The organism is Blastococcus sp. SYSU DS0552 (assembly GCF_054050815.1).
Genome location: NZ_JBJHAB010000002.1, coordinates 137442 through 155663, shown reverse-complemented (window position 1 = coordinate 155663; position 18222 = coordinate 137442). Strand labels below are relative to the sequence as shown.

General features: G+C 74.0%; 18 protein-coding genes. 4 read left to right on the top strand and 14 right to left on the bottom strand.

The genetic code is table 11. The annotated features are described in order from the left end of the window. The first annotated feature begins 23 nt into the window (after positions 1-23). Entirely contained in the window at positions 24-914 is an 891-nt protein-coding gene (locus tag ACI8AG_RS02910; RefSeq protein ID WP_456595849.1) for an A/G-specific adenine glycosylase, read from the top strand. A 155-nt stretch (positions 915-1069) separates the two neighbouring features. Here the strand turns inward: ACI8AG_RS02910 and ACI8AG_RS02905 are convergent, their stop codons facing one another. The 7 genes from ACI8AG_RS02905 to ACI8AG_RS02875 all read right to left on the bottom strand — a co-directional run bounded on the left by ACI8AG_RS02905 (position 1070) and on the right by ACI8AG_RS02875 (position 9046). Next, a complete protein-coding gene (locus ACI8AG_RS02905; RefSeq protein ID WP_456588125.1) occupies positions 1070-3601 on the bottom strand; it encodes an ATP-dependent Clp protease ATP-binding subunit in 2532 nt (843 codons plus the stop codon). A 364-nt stretch (positions 3602-3965) separates the two neighbouring features. Further along, positions 3966-4316 carry a histone-like nucleoid-structuring protein Lsr2 gene (locus ACI8AG_RS02900; RefSeq protein WP_456588126.1) on the bottom strand — a complete coding sequence of 117 codons (351 nt, stop codon included), beginning with the start codon at positions 4314-4316 and terminating at the stop codon, positions 3966-3968. Between the two features lie 148 nt (positions 4317-4464). Further along, positions 4465-5985, bottom strand: a complete 1521-nt coding sequence (gene lysS, locus ACI8AG_RS02895) for a lysine--tRNA ligase (protein ID WP_456588127.1) — start codon at positions 5983-5985, stop codon at positions 4465-4467. A gap of 11 nt (positions 5986-5996) precedes the next feature. After that, on the bottom strand, positions 5997-6803 hold the full coding sequence (locus tag ACI8AG_RS02890) for a type III pantothenate kinase (protein WP_456588128.1): 807 nt from the start codon (positions 6801-6803) through the stop codon (positions 5997-5999). A gap of 4 nt (positions 6804-6807) precedes the next feature. After that, a complete protein-coding gene (gene panD, locus ACI8AG_RS02885) occupies positions 6808-7221 on the bottom strand; it encodes an aspartate 1-decarboxylase (protein WP_456595848.1) in 414 nt (137 codons plus the stop codon). An 8-nt stretch (positions 7222-7229) separates the two neighbouring features. After that, positions 7230-8084, bottom strand: coding sequence for a pantoate--beta-alanine ligase (panC, locus tag ACI8AG_RS02880; protein ID WP_456595847.1), 855 nt, complete (start codon positions 8082-8084; stop codon positions 7230-7232). Next, a complete protein-coding gene (locus tag ACI8AG_RS02875; protein WP_456595846.1) occupies positions 8081-9046 on the bottom strand; it encodes a Rossmann-like and DUF2520 domain-containing protein in 966 nt (321 codons plus the stop codon). Before ACI8AG_RS02875 ends, panC begins: the two co-directional genes overlap by 4 nt. 274 nt (positions 9047-9320) lie before the next feature. Between ACI8AG_RS02875 and ACI8AG_RS02870 the strand changes: the two genes are divergently transcribed. After that, positions 9321-10073: an SDR family oxidoreductase gene (locus tag ACI8AG_RS02870; RefSeq protein ID WP_456595845.1), complete on the top strand. Its 753-nt coding sequence runs from the start codon at positions 9321-9323 to the stop codon at positions 10071-10073. Positions 10074-10076: 3 nt separating this feature from the next. Here the strand turns inward: ACI8AG_RS02870 and ACI8AG_RS02865 are convergent, their stop codons facing one another. Beyond that, a complete protein-coding gene (locus ACI8AG_RS02865) occupies positions 10077-11480 on the bottom strand; it encodes a DUF6779 domain-containing protein (RefSeq protein ID WP_456595844.1) in 1404 nt (467 codons plus the stop codon). Between the two features lie 82 nt (positions 11481-11562). On the opposite strand from ACI8AG_RS02865, the gene ACI8AG_RS02860 reads away from it, so the two are divergent. Continuing rightward, on the top strand, positions 11563-12168 hold the full coding sequence (locus tag ACI8AG_RS02860; protein ID WP_456595843.1) for a DUF1684 domain-containing protein: 606 nt from the start codon (positions 11563-11565) through the stop codon (positions 12166-12168). A 211-nt stretch (positions 12169-12379) separates the two neighbouring features. Here the strand turns inward: ACI8AG_RS02860 and ACI8AG_RS02855 are convergent, their stop codons facing one another. From ACI8AG_RS02855 to ACI8AG_RS02845, 3 genes are all read right to left on the bottom strand, one after another. Then, positions 12380-13372, bottom strand: a complete 993-nt coding sequence (locus tag ACI8AG_RS02855; protein WP_456595842.1) for a glycine betaine ABC transporter substrate-binding protein — start codon at positions 13370-13372, stop codon at positions 12380-12382. 140 nt (positions 13373-13512) lie between these two features. Then, on the bottom strand, positions 13513-14265 hold the full coding sequence (locus tag ACI8AG_RS02850) for an ABC transporter permease (RefSeq protein WP_456595841.1): 753 nt from the start codon (positions 14263-14265) through the stop codon (positions 13513-13515). After that, positions 14244-14963 (bottom strand): ABC transporter permease, encoded by a 720-nt coding sequence (locus tag ACI8AG_RS02845; protein WP_456595840.1) that lies wholly within the window; start codon positions 14961-14963, stop codon positions 14244-14246. Before ACI8AG_RS02845 ends, ACI8AG_RS02850 begins: the two co-directional genes overlap by 22 nt. A gap of 17 nt (positions 14964-14980) precedes the next feature. On the opposite strand from ACI8AG_RS02845, the gene ACI8AG_RS02840 reads away from it, so the two are divergent. Next, on the top strand, positions 14981-16171 hold the full coding sequence (locus tag ACI8AG_RS02840) for an ABC transporter ATP-binding protein (protein WP_456595839.1): 1191 nt from the start codon (positions 14981-14983) through the stop codon (positions 16169-16171). Here the strand turns inward: ACI8AG_RS02840 and ACI8AG_RS02835 are convergent. The 3 genes from ACI8AG_RS02835 to ACI8AG_RS02825 all read right to left on the bottom strand — a co-directional run bounded on the left by ACI8AG_RS02835 (position 16168) and on the right by ACI8AG_RS02825 (position 18219). Further along, positions 16168-16713 (bottom strand): dihydrofolate reductase family protein, encoded by a 546-nt coding sequence (locus tag ACI8AG_RS02835; protein ID WP_456588139.1) that lies wholly within the window; start codon positions 16711-16713, stop codon positions 16168-16170. The genes ACI8AG_RS02840 and ACI8AG_RS02835 overlap by 4 nt on opposite strands. Continuing rightward, positions 16707-17633, bottom strand: coding sequence for a helix-turn-helix domain-containing protein (locus tag ACI8AG_RS02830; protein WP_456595838.1), 927 nt, complete (start codon positions 17631-17633; stop codon positions 16707-16709). Before ACI8AG_RS02830 ends, ACI8AG_RS02835 begins: the two co-directional genes overlap by 7 nt. Before the next feature lie 70 nt (positions 17634-17703). Continuing rightward, complete coding sequence (locus tag ACI8AG_RS02825; protein WP_456588141.1) at positions 17704-18219, bottom strand: DUF3180 domain-containing protein; 516 nt, start codon at positions 18217-18219, stop codon at positions 17704-17706. Positions 18220-18222: the final 3 nt, after the last annotated feature.

The window sequence follows — 18222 nt, the reverse complement described above, 5'->3', positions numbered from 1 at the left end:
TGCGCACGGCAGACTGGACGTCCGTGACCGGTCCGACCTCCCCCGCGGCCGCACCTGTCGGCGAGGTGATCGTCGACTGGTACGCCACCGCCGCCCGCGACCTCCCCTGGCGGACGCCGGACGTCGACCCCTGGGCCGTCCTGGTCAGCGAGGTGATGCTGCAGCAGACCCCCGTGGCGCGCGTGGAGCCCGTCTGGCGCGACTGGATGACCCGGTGGCCCACCCCGGCAGAGCTCGCCGCAACACCGCCCGGCGAGGTGATCCGGGCCTGGGGGAAGCTCGGCTACCCCAGACGAGCCCTGCGGCTGCGGGAGGCCGCGATCGCGATCACCGAGCGGCACGGCGGCGTCGTCCCCGCCGAGGTCCCCGCCCTGGAGGCGCTACCGGGCGTCGGCACGTACACCGCCCGGGCCGTCGCCTGCTTCGGGTACGGCCGGCGCCAGCCCGTCGTCGACACCAACGTCCGCCGCGTGGTGGCGCGGCTGGTGCACGGTCGCGCGGAGGCGGGCAACGCCCGGGCCGCCGACCTCGTCGACATCGCCGCGCTGGCACCGGAGGACGACGGCCGCGCCGTCCGCTTCTCGGTCGCGGTGATGGAGCTGGGCGCGCTGGTGTGCGTCGCCGGCACCCCGCGCTGCGGCGCGTGCCCGGTGCGTGACCGCTGCGCCTGGCGGCTGGCCGGCTCCCCGGCCCACGAGGGCCCGCCCCGGCGGGTGCAGAAGTTCACCGGCACCGACCGCCAGGTGCGTGGCCGGCTGCTGGACGTCCTGCGGGCCGCCCACGAGCCCGTGGACGCCGCGGCGCTGGAACGTGCCTGGGCCGACGCGGTCCAGCGGTCCCGCTGCCTGGACTCGCTGCTCACCGACGGGCTGGTCGAGCAGACCGCCGACGGCCTGTTCCAGCTGCCCGCCTGACCTGTCCTCTGCCGGGCATAGGAGGCTATGCATGCGGTCCCGGGGCCGAAGACGCATGCATTGCTTCCTATGCCTGGCGGGGCGCGGGGGCGACGGACGACAGGGGCCGCCCCCACCTCGCGGTGGGAGCGGCCCCTGTCGTGGTCCTGCCGGCCTTACTCCGCCGAGGCGGAGCCGTTCTCGTCACCCTCGGCGCCCGAGAGGGCCACCGGCGGGGTGTCGGGCAGGTCGACCGGCTTGGCCTCGCCGCGGAAGGTGAACTTCGCGTCGGTGCCCTCGCCCTCGACGTCCACCACGATGATCTGCCCGCCGGACAGCTCGCCGTAGAGGATCTTCTCGCTCAGCGCATCCTCGATCTCGCGCTGGATGGTCCGGCGCAGCGGCCGGGCGCCCAGCACGGGGTCGAAGCCCCGGGCGGCCAGCAGCTTCTTCGCCGGCGGCGTGATCTCCAGCGCCATGTCCTTGTTCGCCAGCTGGCTCTCCACCCGGCTGACCATCAGGTCCACGATCTGGACGATCTCCTGCTCGGTCAGCTGGTGGAACACGACGATGTCGTCGATGCGGTTGAGGAACTCCGGCCGGAAGTGCTGCTTGAGCTCCTCGTTGACCTTGAGCTTCATCCGCTCGTAGTTCGACTGGTCGTCGTTGCCGGCCTGGAAGCCGAGCCCGACGGCCTTCGAGATGTCCCGCGTACCGAGGTTGGTGGTGAGGATCAGGATCGTGTTCTTGAAGTCCACGATCCGGCCCTGACCGTCGGTGAGCCGACCGTCCTCGAGAACCTGCAGCAGCGTGTTGAACACGTCCGCGTGCGCCTTCTCGATCTCGTCGAAGAGGACCACCGAGAACGGCTTGCGCCGCACCTTCTCGGTCAGCTGGCCACCCTCGTCGTAACCGACGTACCCGGGAGGGGCACCGACGAGGCGGGACACGGTGAAGCGGTCGTGGAACTCACCCATGTCGATCTGGATGAGCGCGTCGTCCTCACCGAACAGGAACTGCGCCAGCGCCTTCGCCAGCTCCGTCTTACCGACACCCGAGGGGCCGGCGAAGATGAAGGAGCCACCGGGACGGCGCGGGTCCTTGAGGCCCGCCCGCGTGCGCCGGATCGCCTGGCTGACGCTCTTGATGGCCTCTTCCTGGCCGATGATCCGCTTGTGGAGCTCGTCCTCCATGCGGAGCAGACGGGTGGTCTCCTCCTCGGTGAGCTTGAAGACGGGGATGCCGGTCCAGTTGGCCAGCACCTCGGCGATCTGCTCGTCGTCGACCTCGGCGACGACGTCCATGTCGCCGGCCTTCCACTGCTTCTCGCGCTCGGCCTTCTCGCCCAGCAGCTGCTTCTCGGTGTCGCGCAGCGACGCGGCCTTCTCGAAGTCCTGCGCGTCGATCGCCGACTCCTTCTCGCGGCGGACGGCCGCGATCTTGTCGTCGAACTCGCGCAGGTCCGGCGGCGCGGTCATCCGCTTGATCCGCATCCGCGCGCCCGCCTCGTCGATCAGGTCGATCGCCTTGTCGGGCAGGAAGCGGTCGGAGATGTACCGGTCGGCCAGCGTCGCGGCGGCCACGAGCGCGCCGTCGGTGATGCTGATCCGGTGGTGCGCCTCGTACCGGTCGCGCAGCCCCTTGAGGATCTCGATCGTGTGGGCCAGCGTCGGCTCGCCCACCTGGATCGGCTGGAAGCGGCGCTCGAGCGCGGCGTCCTTCTCCAGGTGCTTGCGGTACTCGTCGAGCGTGGTGGCGCCGATGGTCTGCAGCTCACCGCGGGCCAGCATCGGCTTGAGGATGCTGGCGGCGTCGATCGCGCCCTCGGCGGCACCCGCCCCGACGAGGGTGTGGATCTCGTCGATGAACAGGATGATGTCGCCGCGGGTGCGGATCTCCTTGAGCACCTTCTTGAGCCGCTCCTCGAAGTCACCGCGGTAGCGGGAACCGGCGACGAGCGCACCCAGGTCGAGGGTGTAGAGCTGCTTGTCCTTCAGCGTCTCGGGCACCTCGCCCTTGACGATGGCCTGGGCCAGGCCCTCGACGACGGCGGTCTTGCCGACGCCGGGCTCGCCGATGAGGACCGGGTTGTTCTTGGTGCGCCGCGAGAGCACCTGCATGACCCGCTCGATCTCCTTGGCCCGCCCGATGACCGGGTCGAGCTTGGAGTCGCGCGCGGCCTGGGTCAGGTTGCGGCCGAACTGGTCGAGGACCAGCGAGGTCGACGGCGTGCCCTCGGCGGGGCCGCCGGCCGCGGCCGGCTCCTTGCCCTGGTAGCCGCTCAGCAGCTGGATGACCTGCTGGCGGACGCGGTTGAGGTCGGCGCCGAGCTTCACGAGGACCTGGGCGGCGACGCCCTCGCCCTCGCGGATCAGGCCGAGCAGGATGTGCTCGGTGCCGATGTAGTTGTGGCCGAGCTGCAGCGCCTCGCGCAGCGACAGCTCCAGCACCTTCTTCGCCCGCGGGGTGAAGGGGATGTGGCCGGACGGGGCCTGCTGGCCCTGCCCGATGATCTCCTCGACCTGCTGGCGGACACCCTCGAGCGAGATGCCGAGGGACTCCAGGGCCTTGGCAGCGACGCCCTCACCCTCGTGGATCAAACCCAGGAGGATGTGCTCGGTGCCGATGTAGTTGTGGTTGAGCATCCGGGCCTCTTCCTGGGCCAGGACGACGACACGGCGGGCTCGGTCGGTGAACCGTTCGAACATCTGCTGCTTCTCCTCTGACCGGCTGGTCCGGCGCTGCCCTCCCCGTGCTGGGAAGGAGCACCCGACGTCCGTCGGCGCGCGGGGGCACCGGTCTTTCCACTGTAGTCGCGGACCACGCCGTCCCGTCGTCGTCCGACGGTTCCGGTGGGTGGCTGTCCGTTCCAACCACGCCCTGGCAGGTGGTGTTCCGCCCCTGTTACGCCGTGAGCGGACGGTGCACACCGTCGGCCTGTCGGCCTCCACCGGCGGCCAGGTGCCGGGAGCGCTGCACGGAGCCGGAACCAATCGACCCGCGGGTGGGGACGCTGCGCGCCCCCGCCACGCGGGTCGAAGTCCGACCAGGTCGGAGTGCTGCTGTCCTGCGTCAGTGGGCGGCTTCGTAGGCCTCGACGACGCTGGCCGGGATGCGGCCGCGGTCGCTCACCGCGTGACCGTTCTTGCGCGCCCAGTCGCGGATGGCGCCGGCCTGCTCGCGGTCCATCCGGCCACCGCCACCGGTGGCGCGGGACCGGCCGCCGCCCGAGGCGCGGGTGCCGCGGCCGACCTTGCGCGCCGCCGAGATGTACCGGGCGAACGCGTCGCGCATCTCCTGGGCGTTCTTCTCCGCCAGGTCGATCTCGTACGAGGTGCCGTCGAGCGCAAAACTGACGGTCTCGTCGGCCGGAAGATTCTCGTCGAGGTCGTCGCTCAGGATGACCTGGACCTTGCGCGCCATTCGTTCCTCGCTAATCGCAGCGACCCGGAGGTCGGACGGAAATAGCACCCGGCGGGTGCGAGGTCCATTACAGCACGATCTCCGGATAATCGGAAATGGGCGCACGATTCCACTCCCCTATGCGAGGGGGAATCGAGATACGGCCCGATCAGGAACTGATTGGCCGGACCAACGGGAACAGGATCGTCTCCCGGATCCCGAGACCGGTGAGCGTCATCATCAACCGGTCCATGCCCATTCCTACGCCCCCCGTGGGCGGCATGCCGTATTCCAGCGCCTCGAGGAAGTCCTCGTCGAGCACCATCGCCTCGGGATCGCCGGCCGCGGCCAGTAGCGCCTGCTGGGTGAACCGCTCCCGCTGGACGACGGGGTCGACGAGCTCGGAGTACCCGGTGCCCCGCTCGATCCCGCCGATGTAGAGGTCCCACTTCTCCGCGACGCCCGGCTCCGAGCGGTGCGCCCGGGTCAGGGGCGAGGTGTCCACCGGGTAGTCCATGACGAACGTGGGCTCCTGCAGCGACGGCTGCACCAGCGCCTCGAAGATCTCCTCGACCAGCTTGCCGTGGATCCAGGCCGGGTCGACGCCGACCCCGTGCCGCTCGGCCAGGGCGCGCAGCTGCTCGATCGGCGTCTGCGGGGTCACCGTCTCGCCCACCGCCTCGCTGACCAGGTCGAACAGCCGCACCTGCCGCCACACGCCGGAGAGGTCCAGCTCGGTGCCGTCGTGGTGCCGAGCCACGTGGTCGCCGAACAGCGCCGCACAGCTCTCCTGGATCAGTTCCCGGGTGATGACCGCGATGTCGTTGTAGTCGAGGTAGGCCGCGTAGAACTCCAGCATCGCGAACTCCGGGGAGTGCGAGCTGTCCGCACCCTCGTTGCGGAAGTTCCGGTTGATCTCGAACACGCGGTCCAGGCCGCCGACGATGCACCGCTTGAGGAACAGCTCCGGTGCGATACGCAGGTAGAGGTCCAGGTCGAATGCGTTCATGTGGGTGCGGAACGGCCGGGCCGCCGCACCGCCGTGCACGGTCTGCAGCATCGGCGTCTCGACCTCGATGAAATCCCGCCGGCCGAGCCCCGCGCGCAGGGTGGACATGACGGTGGCGCGCTGGCGGACGGTGCGGCGGGCCTCGTCGCGCACGATCAGGTCGACGTAGCGACGGCGGACCCGCAGCTCCTCGCTCATCGGCTTGTGCGCCACCGGCAGCGGGCGCAACGCCTTGGCGGTCAGCTGCCAGGAGTCCGCGAAGACCGACAGCTCGCCGCGGCGCGACGTCCCGACCTCGCCCGCCACGAAGACGTGGTCACCGAGGTCGACGTCGGACTTCCACGCGGCGAGCGCCTCCTCGCCGACGCGGTCGCGGGAGAGCATCACCTGCAGCTCGGCGTCGCCCTCGCGCAGCGTGGCGAAGCAGAGCTTGCCGGTGTTGCGGAAGAAGATCACCCGGCCGGTGACCCCGACCCGCTCGCCGGTCATCGTGTCCGGCTCCAGCTCGGGGTGCGCGGCGCGGACCGCGGTGAGCGTCGTCGTGCGGGGCACCGTCACCGGGTAGGGGTCGACCCCCGACTCGCGCAGCCGGTCGAGCTTGGCCCGGCGGACCCGCATCTGCTCCGGCAGCTCCTCGCCGCTGTCGTCGGCGCCCGTACCGTTCGGTCCCACGTCCGTCACGGGAACCCAGCCTACGGGGCGGCCACCCGCCGCTCGGCGGCCTGCTGCCGCTGGAAGGCCAGCCGCAGCCCGTGCACGGTCAGGTCGGGCTCGCGTTCGCCGATGGTGCGGCAGCTGTCGACGAGCAGCGGGGCCAGCCCGCCGGTCGCGACGACGACCGGTGGGGTGCCGAACTGCGACACCAGCTCCGCCGAGATCCGGCCGACCAGCCCGTCGACCAGGCCGGCGAACCCGAGCACCAGCCCCGCCTGCAGCGCGGCGACGGTGTTCTTCCCGATCGCCTGCGGCGGGCAGGAGAGCTCGACCGAGCGCAGCTGGGCGGCCCGGCTGGCCAGCGCGTCGCGGCTGACCTCGACCCCCGGCGCGAGGGCGCCCCCGAGGAACTGCCCGTCCGGGCCGACTGCGTCGACGTTGGTGGAGGTGCCGAAGTCGACGACGACCACCGGCCGGGTCCCGCCGCCGGGTGCCCGGCCGAACAGCTCGTGCGCGGCCAGCGCCGTGACCACGCGGTCCGCACCCACCTCGCGGGGGTTGTCCACGTGCAGCGGAACGCCGGTGCGCACGCCGGGGCCGATGAGCACCACCGGCACCTCGAGGGAGTCCAGCAGCTGGCGCAGCGCCGGCAGCAGCGCGGGCACGGTGGAGCAGGCGGCCACCCCGGTGACCTCCGTGTCGCGCAGCAGGCCCCGCCAGAGCATGCCCAGCTCGTCGGCGGTGGCCCGGGGCGCGGTCGTCACCCGCCAGGAGCCGACCCGGCGGGCGCCGTCGAAGGTGGCGAGGACGGTCTGGCTGTTGCCGACGTCGACGGTCAGCAGCACCGGGTCACCGGATCGGGACGCCGAGGTCGCTGCGCTGCTGGTCGGCGGCACCGGGCACCGGGGCCGACGGGTCGCCGCCGAGCTCGACGACGCGGTTGGCGCCGTCGACGTGGACGACCCTCGGGATGTAGCTCTTGGCCTCGGTCTCGTCCATGACGCCGTAGCTGATCAGGATGACCATGTCGCCGGGGTGCACGAGGTGGGCGGCGGCACCGTTGATGCCGATGACGCCGCTGCCCCGCTCACCGGGGATGACGTAGGTCTCCAGGCGGGCGCCGTTGGTGATGTCGACGATGGCGACCTGCTCGCCGGGCAGCAGGTCGGCGGCGTCGAGGAGGTCCTCGTCGACGGTCACCGAGCCCACGTAGTGCAGGTCGGCCTGGGTGACAGTGGCGCGGTGGATCTTGGACTTGAGCATCGTGCGCATCATCGGGGGCCTCCCAGTCGGACTGCCGTGTTGTCGAGGAGCCGGGTGCTGCCCGCGCGGACCGCGACGAGCAGGCGGGCGGGGCCGGCGGCCGGCGCCGGTCCCAGATCGATATCGGTCAGTTCCAGGTAGTCCTGGACCAGGTCGGGGGCTTCGGCCAGGACGGCGCGGGCGGCGGCGAGGACCGCCTCGGCGCCGTGCGGGCCGGCGTCCGCACCGGCGCGCAGTGCCTGGTGCAACGTCGCTGCCCGGGCCCGTTCTTCCGGCGAGAGGTAGCGGTTGCGGCTGGACAGCGCCAGCCCGTCGTCCTCCCGCACCGTCGGGACGCCGACCACCTCCACGCCGAGCGCGAGCTCGCGGGCCATGGCGCGGATCAGGGTCAGCTGCTGGTAGTCCTTCTCGCCGAAGAGGGCGAGGTCGGGCCGCACCAGGCCGAAGAGCTTGGCGACGACGGTGAGCACCCCGGCGAAGTGCCCGGGGCGCACCGCCCCCTCCAGGACCGACCCCAACGGGCCGGGGTCGACGGTCACGCCCACCGCGCCGGGCGGGTAGACCTCCTCGACCGGCGGGTGGAAGACGACGTCGGCGCCCTCCTCGGCCAGCGCGGCGAGGTCGGCGTCCCAGGTGCGCGGGTAGCGGTCGAAGTCCTCGCCCGGCCCGAACTGCGTCGGGTTCACGAACACCGAGACGACGACGCTGCCGGCGCGCTCGCGGGCGGCGCGGACGAGCGTGCGGTGCCCCTCGTGCAGGGCGCCCATGGTGGGCACCAGGGCGACCGGGCCGGGCAGCGCGTCGACCAGCCGGCGCAGCTCGGCGGCGGAGGCGGCGACGGCGGGCCGGGTGCCGACGGTCATCGGGACCCGGCCGGATCGTCGTGCCGGGCGGCGGCGAGCAGGTCGAGCAGCGGCGCGGCCTCGTGGTGCTTGAGCCGGCCGGCGGCGAGGGTCCGCTCCGCGGTGCGCTGTGCCATGGCGACGTAGGCGGCCACCGCCCCCGGGGCCCGCTCGGTGAGGGTCCCCAGGTGGCGCGCGACGGTGCCGGCGTCGCCGCGGCTGACCGGTCCGGTGAGCCCTCGGTCACCCCGGCGCAGGCCGTTGTCGAGCGCGGCGGTGAGCAGCGGCGCCAGCACGCGGCCGGGTTCGGCCACTCCGGCGGTGCGCAGCAGGTCGGCGGCCTCGGCCACCAGGGTGACCAGGTGGTTCGCGCCGGTGACCAGCGCCGCGTGGTAGAGCGGGCGGTCGGCCTCGGCGACGAAGAACGGCTCGCCGCCCATCTCCAGCACGAGGGTCTCGGCCACGGGGCGGTGCTCCGGGCGGCTGGTCACGCCGAACGGGGCGCCGTCGAGCCGGTCGGCGTCCTCCGCGACGCCGGAGAAGGTCATGGCCGGGTGCAGCGCCAGGGCGAGCACCCCGGCCTGCTCGGCGGGGGCGAGCACGGCCAGCCCGTGCGCCCCGGACGTGTGGAACACCAGCTGACCGGCGCGCCAGGCGCCGGTCTCGGCCAGCCCGGAGACGAGGCCCGCCAGGGTGTCGTCGGGAACGGCGAGGACGACCAGGTCGGCGGCGGCCACCACCGCGTCGGCGGGGATGAGGGGGACGCCGGGCAGCAGCCGCTCGGCGCGCTCGGCGGAGGCTGCGGACAGCCCGGACGCGGCGACGACGTCGTGGCCGGCGGCGGCGAGCGCGGCGCCCAGGACGGCGCCGACGCGGCCGGCGCCGATGACGCCCACGCGGAGGCGGGCGGGCGCGTCGGCCGGGCGGGCGTGCGTGCGGGTCGGGCCCAGCAACGCACGGACGGTCCTGCGGGGAGCAGGCATCGGTGCACCTCTCGTTCCAGTCCCTGACGGGTACCGGACGTCGGGCGCGATCCACACGGATCGCGGTGGTCGTTCGGGTCCTGCTCCGGCCCGGCGCCCGCTGCAACCGGATGTGTCACGCGGGCGACGTACCGATGGCGAGTCTGTGACCCCTACGCGTCCGACGCAACGCCTCGTTGCTGTGTCCTGGCTCACGTCGGTCCGGGGCCCCGGTCGGGACCTGGCGGGGGCCCCGCCCTACCGTGACGGCCGGCACATCGGCGAAGGAGGCAGCGTGCACACGTTCGAGGGACGGACCGCACTGGTCACCGGCGGCAGCCGGGGCATCGGCCTGGGCATCGCCCGGAGCCTGGTCGAGCGCGGGGCGAGAGTGGTGCTCACCGCCCGCAAGCCCGACGCGCTGGCCGAGGCGGTCGAGGCGGTGGGCGGGCCGGAGGTGGCCGTGGCGGTCGCCGGCAACGCCGGGGACCCGGAGCACCGGGCCACCGCGGTGCGCACGGCGATCGAGACGTTCGGCAGCCTGGACGTGCTGGTCGGCAACGTCGGCATCAACCCGGCGTACGGGCCGCTGATGGACCTGGACCTCGACGCCTGCCGGAAGATCCTGGACACGAACGTCGTCGCCTCGCTGGGCCTGGTGCAGGAGGCCTGGCGGGCCTGGATGGCCGAGCACGGCGGCTCCGTGCTGTTCGTCGCCTCCGTGGCGGGGCTGCGCTCCTCGCCGGAGATCGGCGCCTACGGCGTGAGCAAGGCGGCGCTGATCAACCTCACCACCCAGCTGGCCGTGGAGCTCGCACCCAAGGTGCGGGTGAACGCGGTCGCCCCCGCGGTGGTGAAGACCCGCTTCGCCGGAGCCCTGTTCGAGGGCCGGGAGGCGGAGGCCGCGGCGGTCTACCCGATGGCGCGCCTGGGGACGCCCGAGGATGTCGGCGAGGCCGCCGCCTACCTGCTGGGCGACGGCGCCGGCTGGGTCACCGGCCAGACGCTGGTGCTCGACGGGGGTGGGCTGTCCCGCGGTCCGCGGTGAGGCTCAGCGGCCGAGGACCCGGGCCAGGACGTCGTCGCTCTCGCCGTCCTCCCGGTACCGCCGCCGGCGGCGCCCGCCGGAGACCGGGCTGACGCCGTTCTCGGCCAGGATCCGGGCCAGCCGGTCGGAGGTGTCCGCCCGGTCCTCGTCCGGCTGCGCCGCCCATTCCGGCGTCACCGCGGGGTGCGCGGTGGTGGGCGTGAACTCGGCGGGCAGCGGCGGCTCCGCCGGCTCGTCGGTGCGCCGGCGGCGGGGGGCGTCGTCGACCCGGGGCGGGGCGGGCGCGTCCAGCAGGGACCGGGCGGCCAGCCACTCCAGCGGGGACTGCGGCGGGTCGGCCGGCGGCCGCGGGGCCGAGGGCGCGACCACGGGCGACGCGACGGGAACCGGCGGCGGGGGCTCGGCCGGGGCGTGCCGCGACCCGAGGTAGGGGTCGTCCTCGTGCGCCGCGGCGCGCTCGTGTCGGCCGAGCCCCGAAGGCACCGGTGCGGCCGGGCGGCCCGGCACCGGCGGGACCGGAGGACGCAGCGGCGGCGGGACCGGCGGCGCGGACGCGGCGGGGCGGACCGGCGGCGTCACGGGGACGGCCGGAGCCGGTGGCGGGGCGGAGGACCACGTGCTGGTGCTCGTGCGCACCTGCTCGAACTGCTGGGTGGGGCGTGGCTCGTCCAGCCGGATGGCCGGCCACCCCCCGGTCAGCTCGCGCGGCGGTGCGTCGTCGCTCCACGCCGCGCCGCCGTCGAGGGTGCGGGCCGGCCCGTCCACCCGGCTGGCCTGGGTGCGCATGACGATCCGCTCGACCAGCATCTCGCTGGACAGCTGCTCGGCGAGCTCGGCGCGCAAGCGGCCCACGTCCTCCCGCAGCGCCCCCAGCTGCCCGAGCTCGGTGCGCAGGCCGGTCAGCGCGGCGACGTCGTCACGGAGCGCGGCCACGCGGGCGACCTCGTCGCGCAGCTCGCCGAGCGCGGCGATCTCCCCCCGCATCCCGGCCACCCGGGCGATCTCGTCGCGGAGGCCGGTCAGGGAGGCGATCTCGCCGCGCAGCGCATCCAGCTCGTCGCGCATCGCGTCCTCGGTCTCGCGGCGCAGCTCGTTCTCGAGCTCCAGCTCGTACTCGCGGCGGGCGGCGACCTCACGCTCCAGCTCCCGCTCGTAGGCGCGCCGCAGGCCGGCCTCGCGGGCCTCGGCGCGCACCCGGTCGGTGCCGCGCCGGCCGGCGGCGAAGGTGGCGAGCACGAACGCCCAGGCCACAGCGACGACCGCCACCCGCAGCAGCTGGGCGTTGTCGGTCAGGAAGACGGCGAGCGTGGCCCCGGCGGCGAGCAGGAAACCGCCGGCCTGCAGCAGCGTCCGAGGACCCGGAGCGGCCGGGCCGCGGTCGACGTCGTCGTCCTCGCGGCGGGGCATGGCTCCAGCGTAACGACGTGCGGCGTTCACGGGGAGCATTCGCACCCGTGCCCACGGTGGCCACAGGTGCAACAGTGCGGAGGTGACCCTCTCCCTGCTCGACTGGCGCCGCCGGGTGGCCGCGCTGCACGCCGCCGTCCGCGACGACCCCGATCCCGAACGGGGCTGGCAGCGGTGGCGGGACGGCCGCGACGAACTGTTCGCCGGCCACCCGCAGTCGCCGCTGAGCGCGTCCGCCCGGGCAGGTTTCCGCGGTCTGCCGGTCGCCCCGCACGACCCGGCCCTGCGGTTCGAGCCGGTGCTCGAGCCCGCGGGACCCCGGCGCCTGGAGGTACCGACGGCCGCCGACGGCGTGGTGCCGCTGGAGCGGATCGGGGCGGTGGCGCTGCCCGGCGTCGGCCGGCTGGACGTCTGGTGGATCGCCCTCTACGGGGGTGGGGTCTTCCTGCCGCTGCGCGATGGGACCGCCGGCGACACCACCTACGGCGGTGGCCGCTACCTGCTGGACACGGTGAAGGGCGCGGACCTCGGCAGCGACGGCGACCGGCTGGTGGTCGACCTCAACTTCGCCTACCACCCGTCGTGCGCCTACGACCCGCGCTGGTCGTGCCCGCTGGCACCGGAGGGCAACCGGGTGCCGACTGCCGTCGCCGCCGGGGAACAGCTGCCCCCCGGCGGCTGGACGTGACGTGCTGGAACGGCCCCCGTTCAGGGACCCGCTGCGAGCCCGTGACGTGCTGGAACGGCCACCCTTCAGGGTCCCGCGCCGAGCGTGCGAGGCGTGGGGGGAAGGGCGGTCCTTCTACTGATCGTCAGGGGTCCTGGCTCAGCGTCGACGGTGAGCCAGGACCCCGAGTGGTGAGCCAGGAGCGAGCCCGAGGGGTGGGCCGGGACGGCGGTCAGCCCTGCGCAAGGGCGCCGTCGGAGCTGAACACCAGGCCGAGGGAGATCTCGCCCCGCTGCAGCGCCGCCTTGGTCAGCGGGCCGCCGGTGTCCAGCGCCCGGAACTCGGCGAACTCCAGGCCGTAGGTCTCCTCCAGCCCCGGCTGGCAGAACGGCCGGGTCGGGCACTCGGTGGGCCCGCCGAGGACGAGCGAGCCGTCCCCGCAGGCCTCCGCGAGCTCGGAGAGGGTGCTGACCCCCAGCTCGTCGGCGAAGGCCTGGGTGACGGCGAAGGCGTTCTGGTCGGCGGCCTCCGCCGGCTCCCCGACGACCAGGCCAGCCTCCTCGGCCAGCGGCTGGAGGGCCGCCAGCGTCTCCTGGACGTCGCCACTGGCGACCTGGTTCTGCTCGTCACCCTCGAGCGTCTCGGTGACGGTGGCCAAGTACTCGGGGAAGACCTGGATCTCCCCGTTGCGCAGCGCCTGCAGGTACAGCTCCCGGTTGCCGGCCTCCCGGACGGAGGCGTCGAACCCGGCGGCGGTGAGGACGTCGGCGTAGATGGTGGCGAGGATCGTCGACTCGGTGAAGTTGGCGGCGCCCACGACGATCGGGCCGCTGCCCTGGGCGAGGCCGGCGGTGTCGACGTTCTCCTCGACCCAGGCGGCGGCGACGTCCTCGGCGTTCTGCCGCTCGACATCGACCGCGGCGTTCATCTCGATGAGCTCGTCGGTCGTGAGCTCCGCCGAGACGGCGTCCAGCGCAGGCAGCAGCGCCGGATTGGCCTCGGCCGCGTCCGCGTTGACCGCCGGGATGATGTTGTCGGCGTTCTGCAGGTCCTGGTCGTCGTCGAGGACGACCAGCTGGTCGCCGGCGACCGGGGCGCAGGCGTCGCCGGAGGCCTGGCCGCCGGTGTCACCGCCGCCGGTGCCGGAGGAGCCGGACTCCCCGCACGCCGCGGTCAGCGCGACGGCGAGGGCGAGTGGAGCGAGGGAACGGAATCGTGCGCGCATGGTCGGAGGCCCGCCTTCTGTGTCCCGTGCCGGTCAGCACGCGTGTCTGGCGGGAGGACTCCCGCGCCACCATCGAACCGTCCCGTTGTGCACCACGCAATCGGGTATCCGGCGCCCGGGGATCCGTTACCGACGTGTGATCACTGGGGGACGCCGGTCGCGGTCAGCTCGGGCTCTCCCCGCACGGCCCGCCGGCGACCGGTCACGAGGGGCACCCGCTTCGGCCCGGGCCGCGCCGCCCAGGAGAGCACCACCAGCACCAGCTCGGTGAGCAGCGCCAGCGCCGCGATGACGATCGCGCCGGCGATGATCAGCCCGTAGTCCTGCTGGCCGAACCCGAGGTTGACCACCCGGCCCAGGCCACCCCCGCCGACGAGTGCCGCAAGCCCGGCCGTCGCCACCACCTGCACGGCGGCGGTGCGCACCCCGGTCATGACCAAAGGCAACGCCAGCGGCAGGTCGACCCGGCGCAGCACCTGCCCCCGGGTCATGCCCATGGCGCGGGCGGCCTCGCGGACGTCGCCGTCCACCCCCCGGAAGCCGACGTAGGTGTTGGTGAGGATGGGCGGGAAGGCGAACACGGCTAGGGCGATCGCCGTGGCCCGGTTGCCGAAGCCGATCGGGCTGACCGCGAACAGGGTGAGCAGCGCGAGCGTGGGCACCGCGCGGCTGACGTTCGACAGGACGACCACCGCTCCCCCGCCGCGCCCGCTGGTGCCCAGGGCGATGCCCAGGGGCAGCGCGAGGACCAGTGCGGCGAGGACGGCGATCGCCGAGACGGCCAGGTGCTCGACGAGCAGGTCCAGCAGCCCGCCGGGCCGGGTCCAGTTGTACGGGTCGTTGAGGTAGACGAGCGCGTCGCCGAAGCCGGTCACGACCGCGCCCTCGCCCACGGGGTGAGCAGCCGTTCCGCGCCGGCGAGCAGCAGGTCGGCCAGCAGCGCGAGCAGCACGCAGCCGACCGCGCCGGTGACGATCTCGGCCCGGTAGAAGTTGGCGTTGAAGCCGCCGAAGATCAGCTGGCCGAGCCCGCCGTGCCCCACCAGGACACCCACGGTGGTGAGCGCGACGGTGGAGACGGTGGCGATCCGCAGCCCGGCCATGAACGCCGGCAGCGCCAGCGGCAGGTCGATCTGCCAGAACAGCCGGATCCGGCCGTAGCCCATGCCCTGCGCGGCCTCGCGCACCTCCGCCGGCACGCCCTGCAGGCCGGTCAGGAAGTTGCGGACCAGGATCACCAGCGAGTAGACGACCAGCCCGATCAGCACCGTCGTCGCCGTCAGCCCGGTGAACGGGAAGATCAGGGCGAACATCGCCAGCGACGGGATCGTGTAGACGATCGAGGAGAAGCCGAGCACCGGGCCGGCCAGCCACCGGACGCGACGGGCGAGCAGGGCCAGCGGCAGGGCGACGAGCGCCCCGATGACGACGGCGGCGACGGTGAGCCTGACGTGCTCCCCGAGGTACCGCAGAATGGTGTCCCAGTTCGCCACCACGTAGGTTGCGTCGAACCACGGGTTCGGCGCCCCGTCCACGGCCAGCACCGCGCCGGAGGCGGACGTACCGGCACCCGCGCTCAGCACCGGGCGCATCCCAGGAGGGCCACCCCGTGGACGCTACTGCGCACACTCCACCGACCGCGAGCGCGTCCGGTGACGCGGCGGAGATCCGGCTGGAGGGCGTGGGCAAGGTCTACGACGACGGCACCGTGGGCGTGGCCGAGCTCGACCTCACCTTCGCCGCGGGCGAGCTGACCGTGCTGGTCGGCCCGTCCGGCTGCGGGAAGACGACCACGATGAAGATGATCAACCGGATCATCGAGCCCACCACCGGCCGCATCGTGATCGGCGGCGACGACGTCACCCGGGCCGATCCGGTGGAGCTGCGCCGCCGCATCGGCTACGTCATCCAGAACGTCGGCCTCTTCCCGCACCAGACGATCCGCGCCAACGTCGGAACGGTCCCCCGGCTGCTGGGCTGGGACAAGAGGGAGATCCGGGCGCGGGTCGACGAGCTGCTGGCCACCGTGGGCCTCGATCCGGCGGTGCACGGCGACCGCTACCCCGCCCAGCTCTCCGGCGGGCAGCGCCAGCGGGCCGGGGTGGCCCGGGCGCTGGCCGCCGATCCGCCGGTGCTGCTCATGGACGAGCCGTTCTCCGCCGTCGACCCCGTGGTGCGCGAGCGGCTGCAGGCGGAGTTCCTGCGGCTGCAGGCCACGGTGCGCAAGACCATCGTCTTCGTCACCCACGACATCGAGGAGGCCGTGCGGATCGGCGACCGCATCGCGGTCATGAGCGAGGGCGGCCGGGTCGAGCAGTTCGCCACCCCCGCCGACCTGCTGGGCCGGCCGACGAACGAGTTCGTGGCCGACTTCGTCGGCGCGGACCGGGGCCTCAAGCGGCTCGCCGTCACCGGCATCGACCCCGAGGACCTGGAGCAGCCGCCGGTGCTGCACGTCGACGACGGGCTGGCCGACGCCCGGTCGGCGCTGCAGCGGTCCGGCGCGCGCTGGGCCGTGGTGCTCGACGACGCCGAGCACCTGCACGGCTGGCTGTCGCCGGACCGCGCCACGGGCGGCGGGACCGTCGGATCCGCGGCCCGGCGGATGGAGGCCTGGGTGCCGCGCGAGGCGTCGCTGAAGACGGCGTTCGCCACGATGCTGCAGCACGAGGCGGGGTGGGTGGCAGTGCTCGACGGCGACCAGTTCCTCGGCGTCCTCACGCCGGAGTCGCTGCACTCGGCGCTGCGCCGCTCGGTGGAGGGGCGGGTGCCGGAGACGGCCGGAGCCGCGTCGGCCTAGGGACGCCGGTCCTCCAGCAGCGGGCCGGCCACCCGGTACCGCGCGCTGACGAACGCCCCGTTGACCGCTGACTCGACCAGCTCGAGGTCCAGCCGGCGCGGGAGCAGCGGCCGGCCCGCGCCGAGGGTCACCGGCGCGATCGAGACCACGACCTCGTCCAGCAGCCCGGCCTCGGCGAACTGACCGGCCAGGTCGCCCCCGCCGACCAGCCAGAGGTCCTTCCCGCCCGCCGCCGCGGTCATCGCCTCGTGGACGGCACGGACGTCCCCGGAGGCGAACCGGACCGCGGGCCCTGCCGCTACCAGGTGGCGCGAGGTCATCACCCACGTCGGCAGCGTGTAGGGCCACGGCTTGCCGGCCTCGTGCTCCAGGACCCACTCGTAGGTCGTCGACCCCATGACCAGGGCGCCGATCCCGGCCATGAAGGCGTCCATGCCGAAGGCACCCGCCTCGTCGTGCGGCTGGCGCAGCAGCCAGTCGAGGGAGTCCTGCGGGTCGGCGATCCAGCCGTCGAGGGTGGTGGCGGTGTAGTAGGTCAGCACGGGTCTCCTCCCGGGGTCTCGCCGCGGCGGGCGCGGAGCCAGTCGATGGGGTCGCCGGTGTCGATCCGGCGGCCCGCCGTCCGCAGCAGGTGCCGGACCAGCTGACGCCGGTGGGCCGAGAAGGTGAGCACGTGGGCGACGACGCCGCTCAGGACGAAGCTCTCCGGCGGCTCGCAGAGCGCGTCGATCAGCCGGTCGTCCCAGCCGCCCCGGCGGTCGACGTCGCGGATCACCGCGAGCCACCGGGGAGCCACGGCGTCGTGCCGCTCCAGCAACGTGGCGGGGTCCGCGTCGGCGTGACGGTCGGGCACGTCGCGCCCCTCGATCGACGCCAGCCAGACCTCGACCGTGTAGACCAGGTGCGTCAGCACCGCCTGCACCGACTCCTCCGGGCCGTCCCACGGCAGCACGACCAGGCCGGGCAGCCGCGTCGCGCGGAACTCCTCGTCGGTCAGCCCCTTCGCCGCCTCGAGCAGGTGCCGGGTGTCGTCGAGGTCGTGCGCCACCAGTTGCTCGGTGAGCGGGTTCATCGCGTGCTCCGTGCTCTGCACCCACAGGGACGTGGGCGGGTGGAAGTGGATGCCGTTGGGCGCCGGCAGCCAGTGGCCGGACCCGGCGTCCACCGCGCTGGGCGGCCGGCCGTAGGCGCGGGTGAAGGCCCGGCTGAACCCCTCGACCGACTCGTACCCGGCCGCCCACGCGGCCTCGGTGACGCTGCTGCCCTGCCGCAGCTGCCAGGCGGCGCGCTCGAGCATCACCCGGCGCCGCATCGCCACGGGCGCCTCCCCGGCCTCCCGGGACAGGACCCGGCTGAAGTGGAACGGGGAGGCGTAGGCGTCGCCGGCCATCTCGGCGAGGGTGTGGTTCTCCTCGTCCAGCACGGCGTCGAGGAGTTCGCGGAGGCGGTCGCGTCCCGTCATGCCTGCAGCGTGACGCGCCGGGAGCCGCCGGCGCTTGACCGTTCTTGCCCGGCGCGGGGCCGGGCGAGCGCTAGGCCGAGACCCCGGGGGCCGGATCGTCGTCGGACGAGCCCGGCGGGACGCGGCACACCGACTCCAGCCACAGCGCCGCGGCGACCAGCGCGAGGGACGTGACGAGACCGAGCAGCGCGGTCACCGTGTCGCTGCCGGCGTACTGCAGCCGGCCCACCGCGGGGCCGGTGTAGGCGAGGACGCCGAGCCAGACGCCGGTGAAGACGGCGCCCACGTAGGCGCTGGCCTGGGCGAGCACCGCCAGCCGGGCGACGAGCATCGGCTCGACCGGGCGGACGCTCGCGGCGTCGCGCTCCCGGGGGCCGCGGCCGGCCCGTGCCTCGCGCAGCGCGTGCAGGCGGGAGCGCAGCACCCGGGCCCCCAGCGCCTCGGCCAGGGCCAGCACGGCCAGCGGCGCCGGCAGCCACCAGCGCAACGGCGGCAGGTCGCCGTACCAGGCGCGCACCAGCAGCCACGCGGCCACGGTGAGCCCGAGGGCGAGGACGACGAGGTCGCGGCGGCGGACGGGGGTCACGGC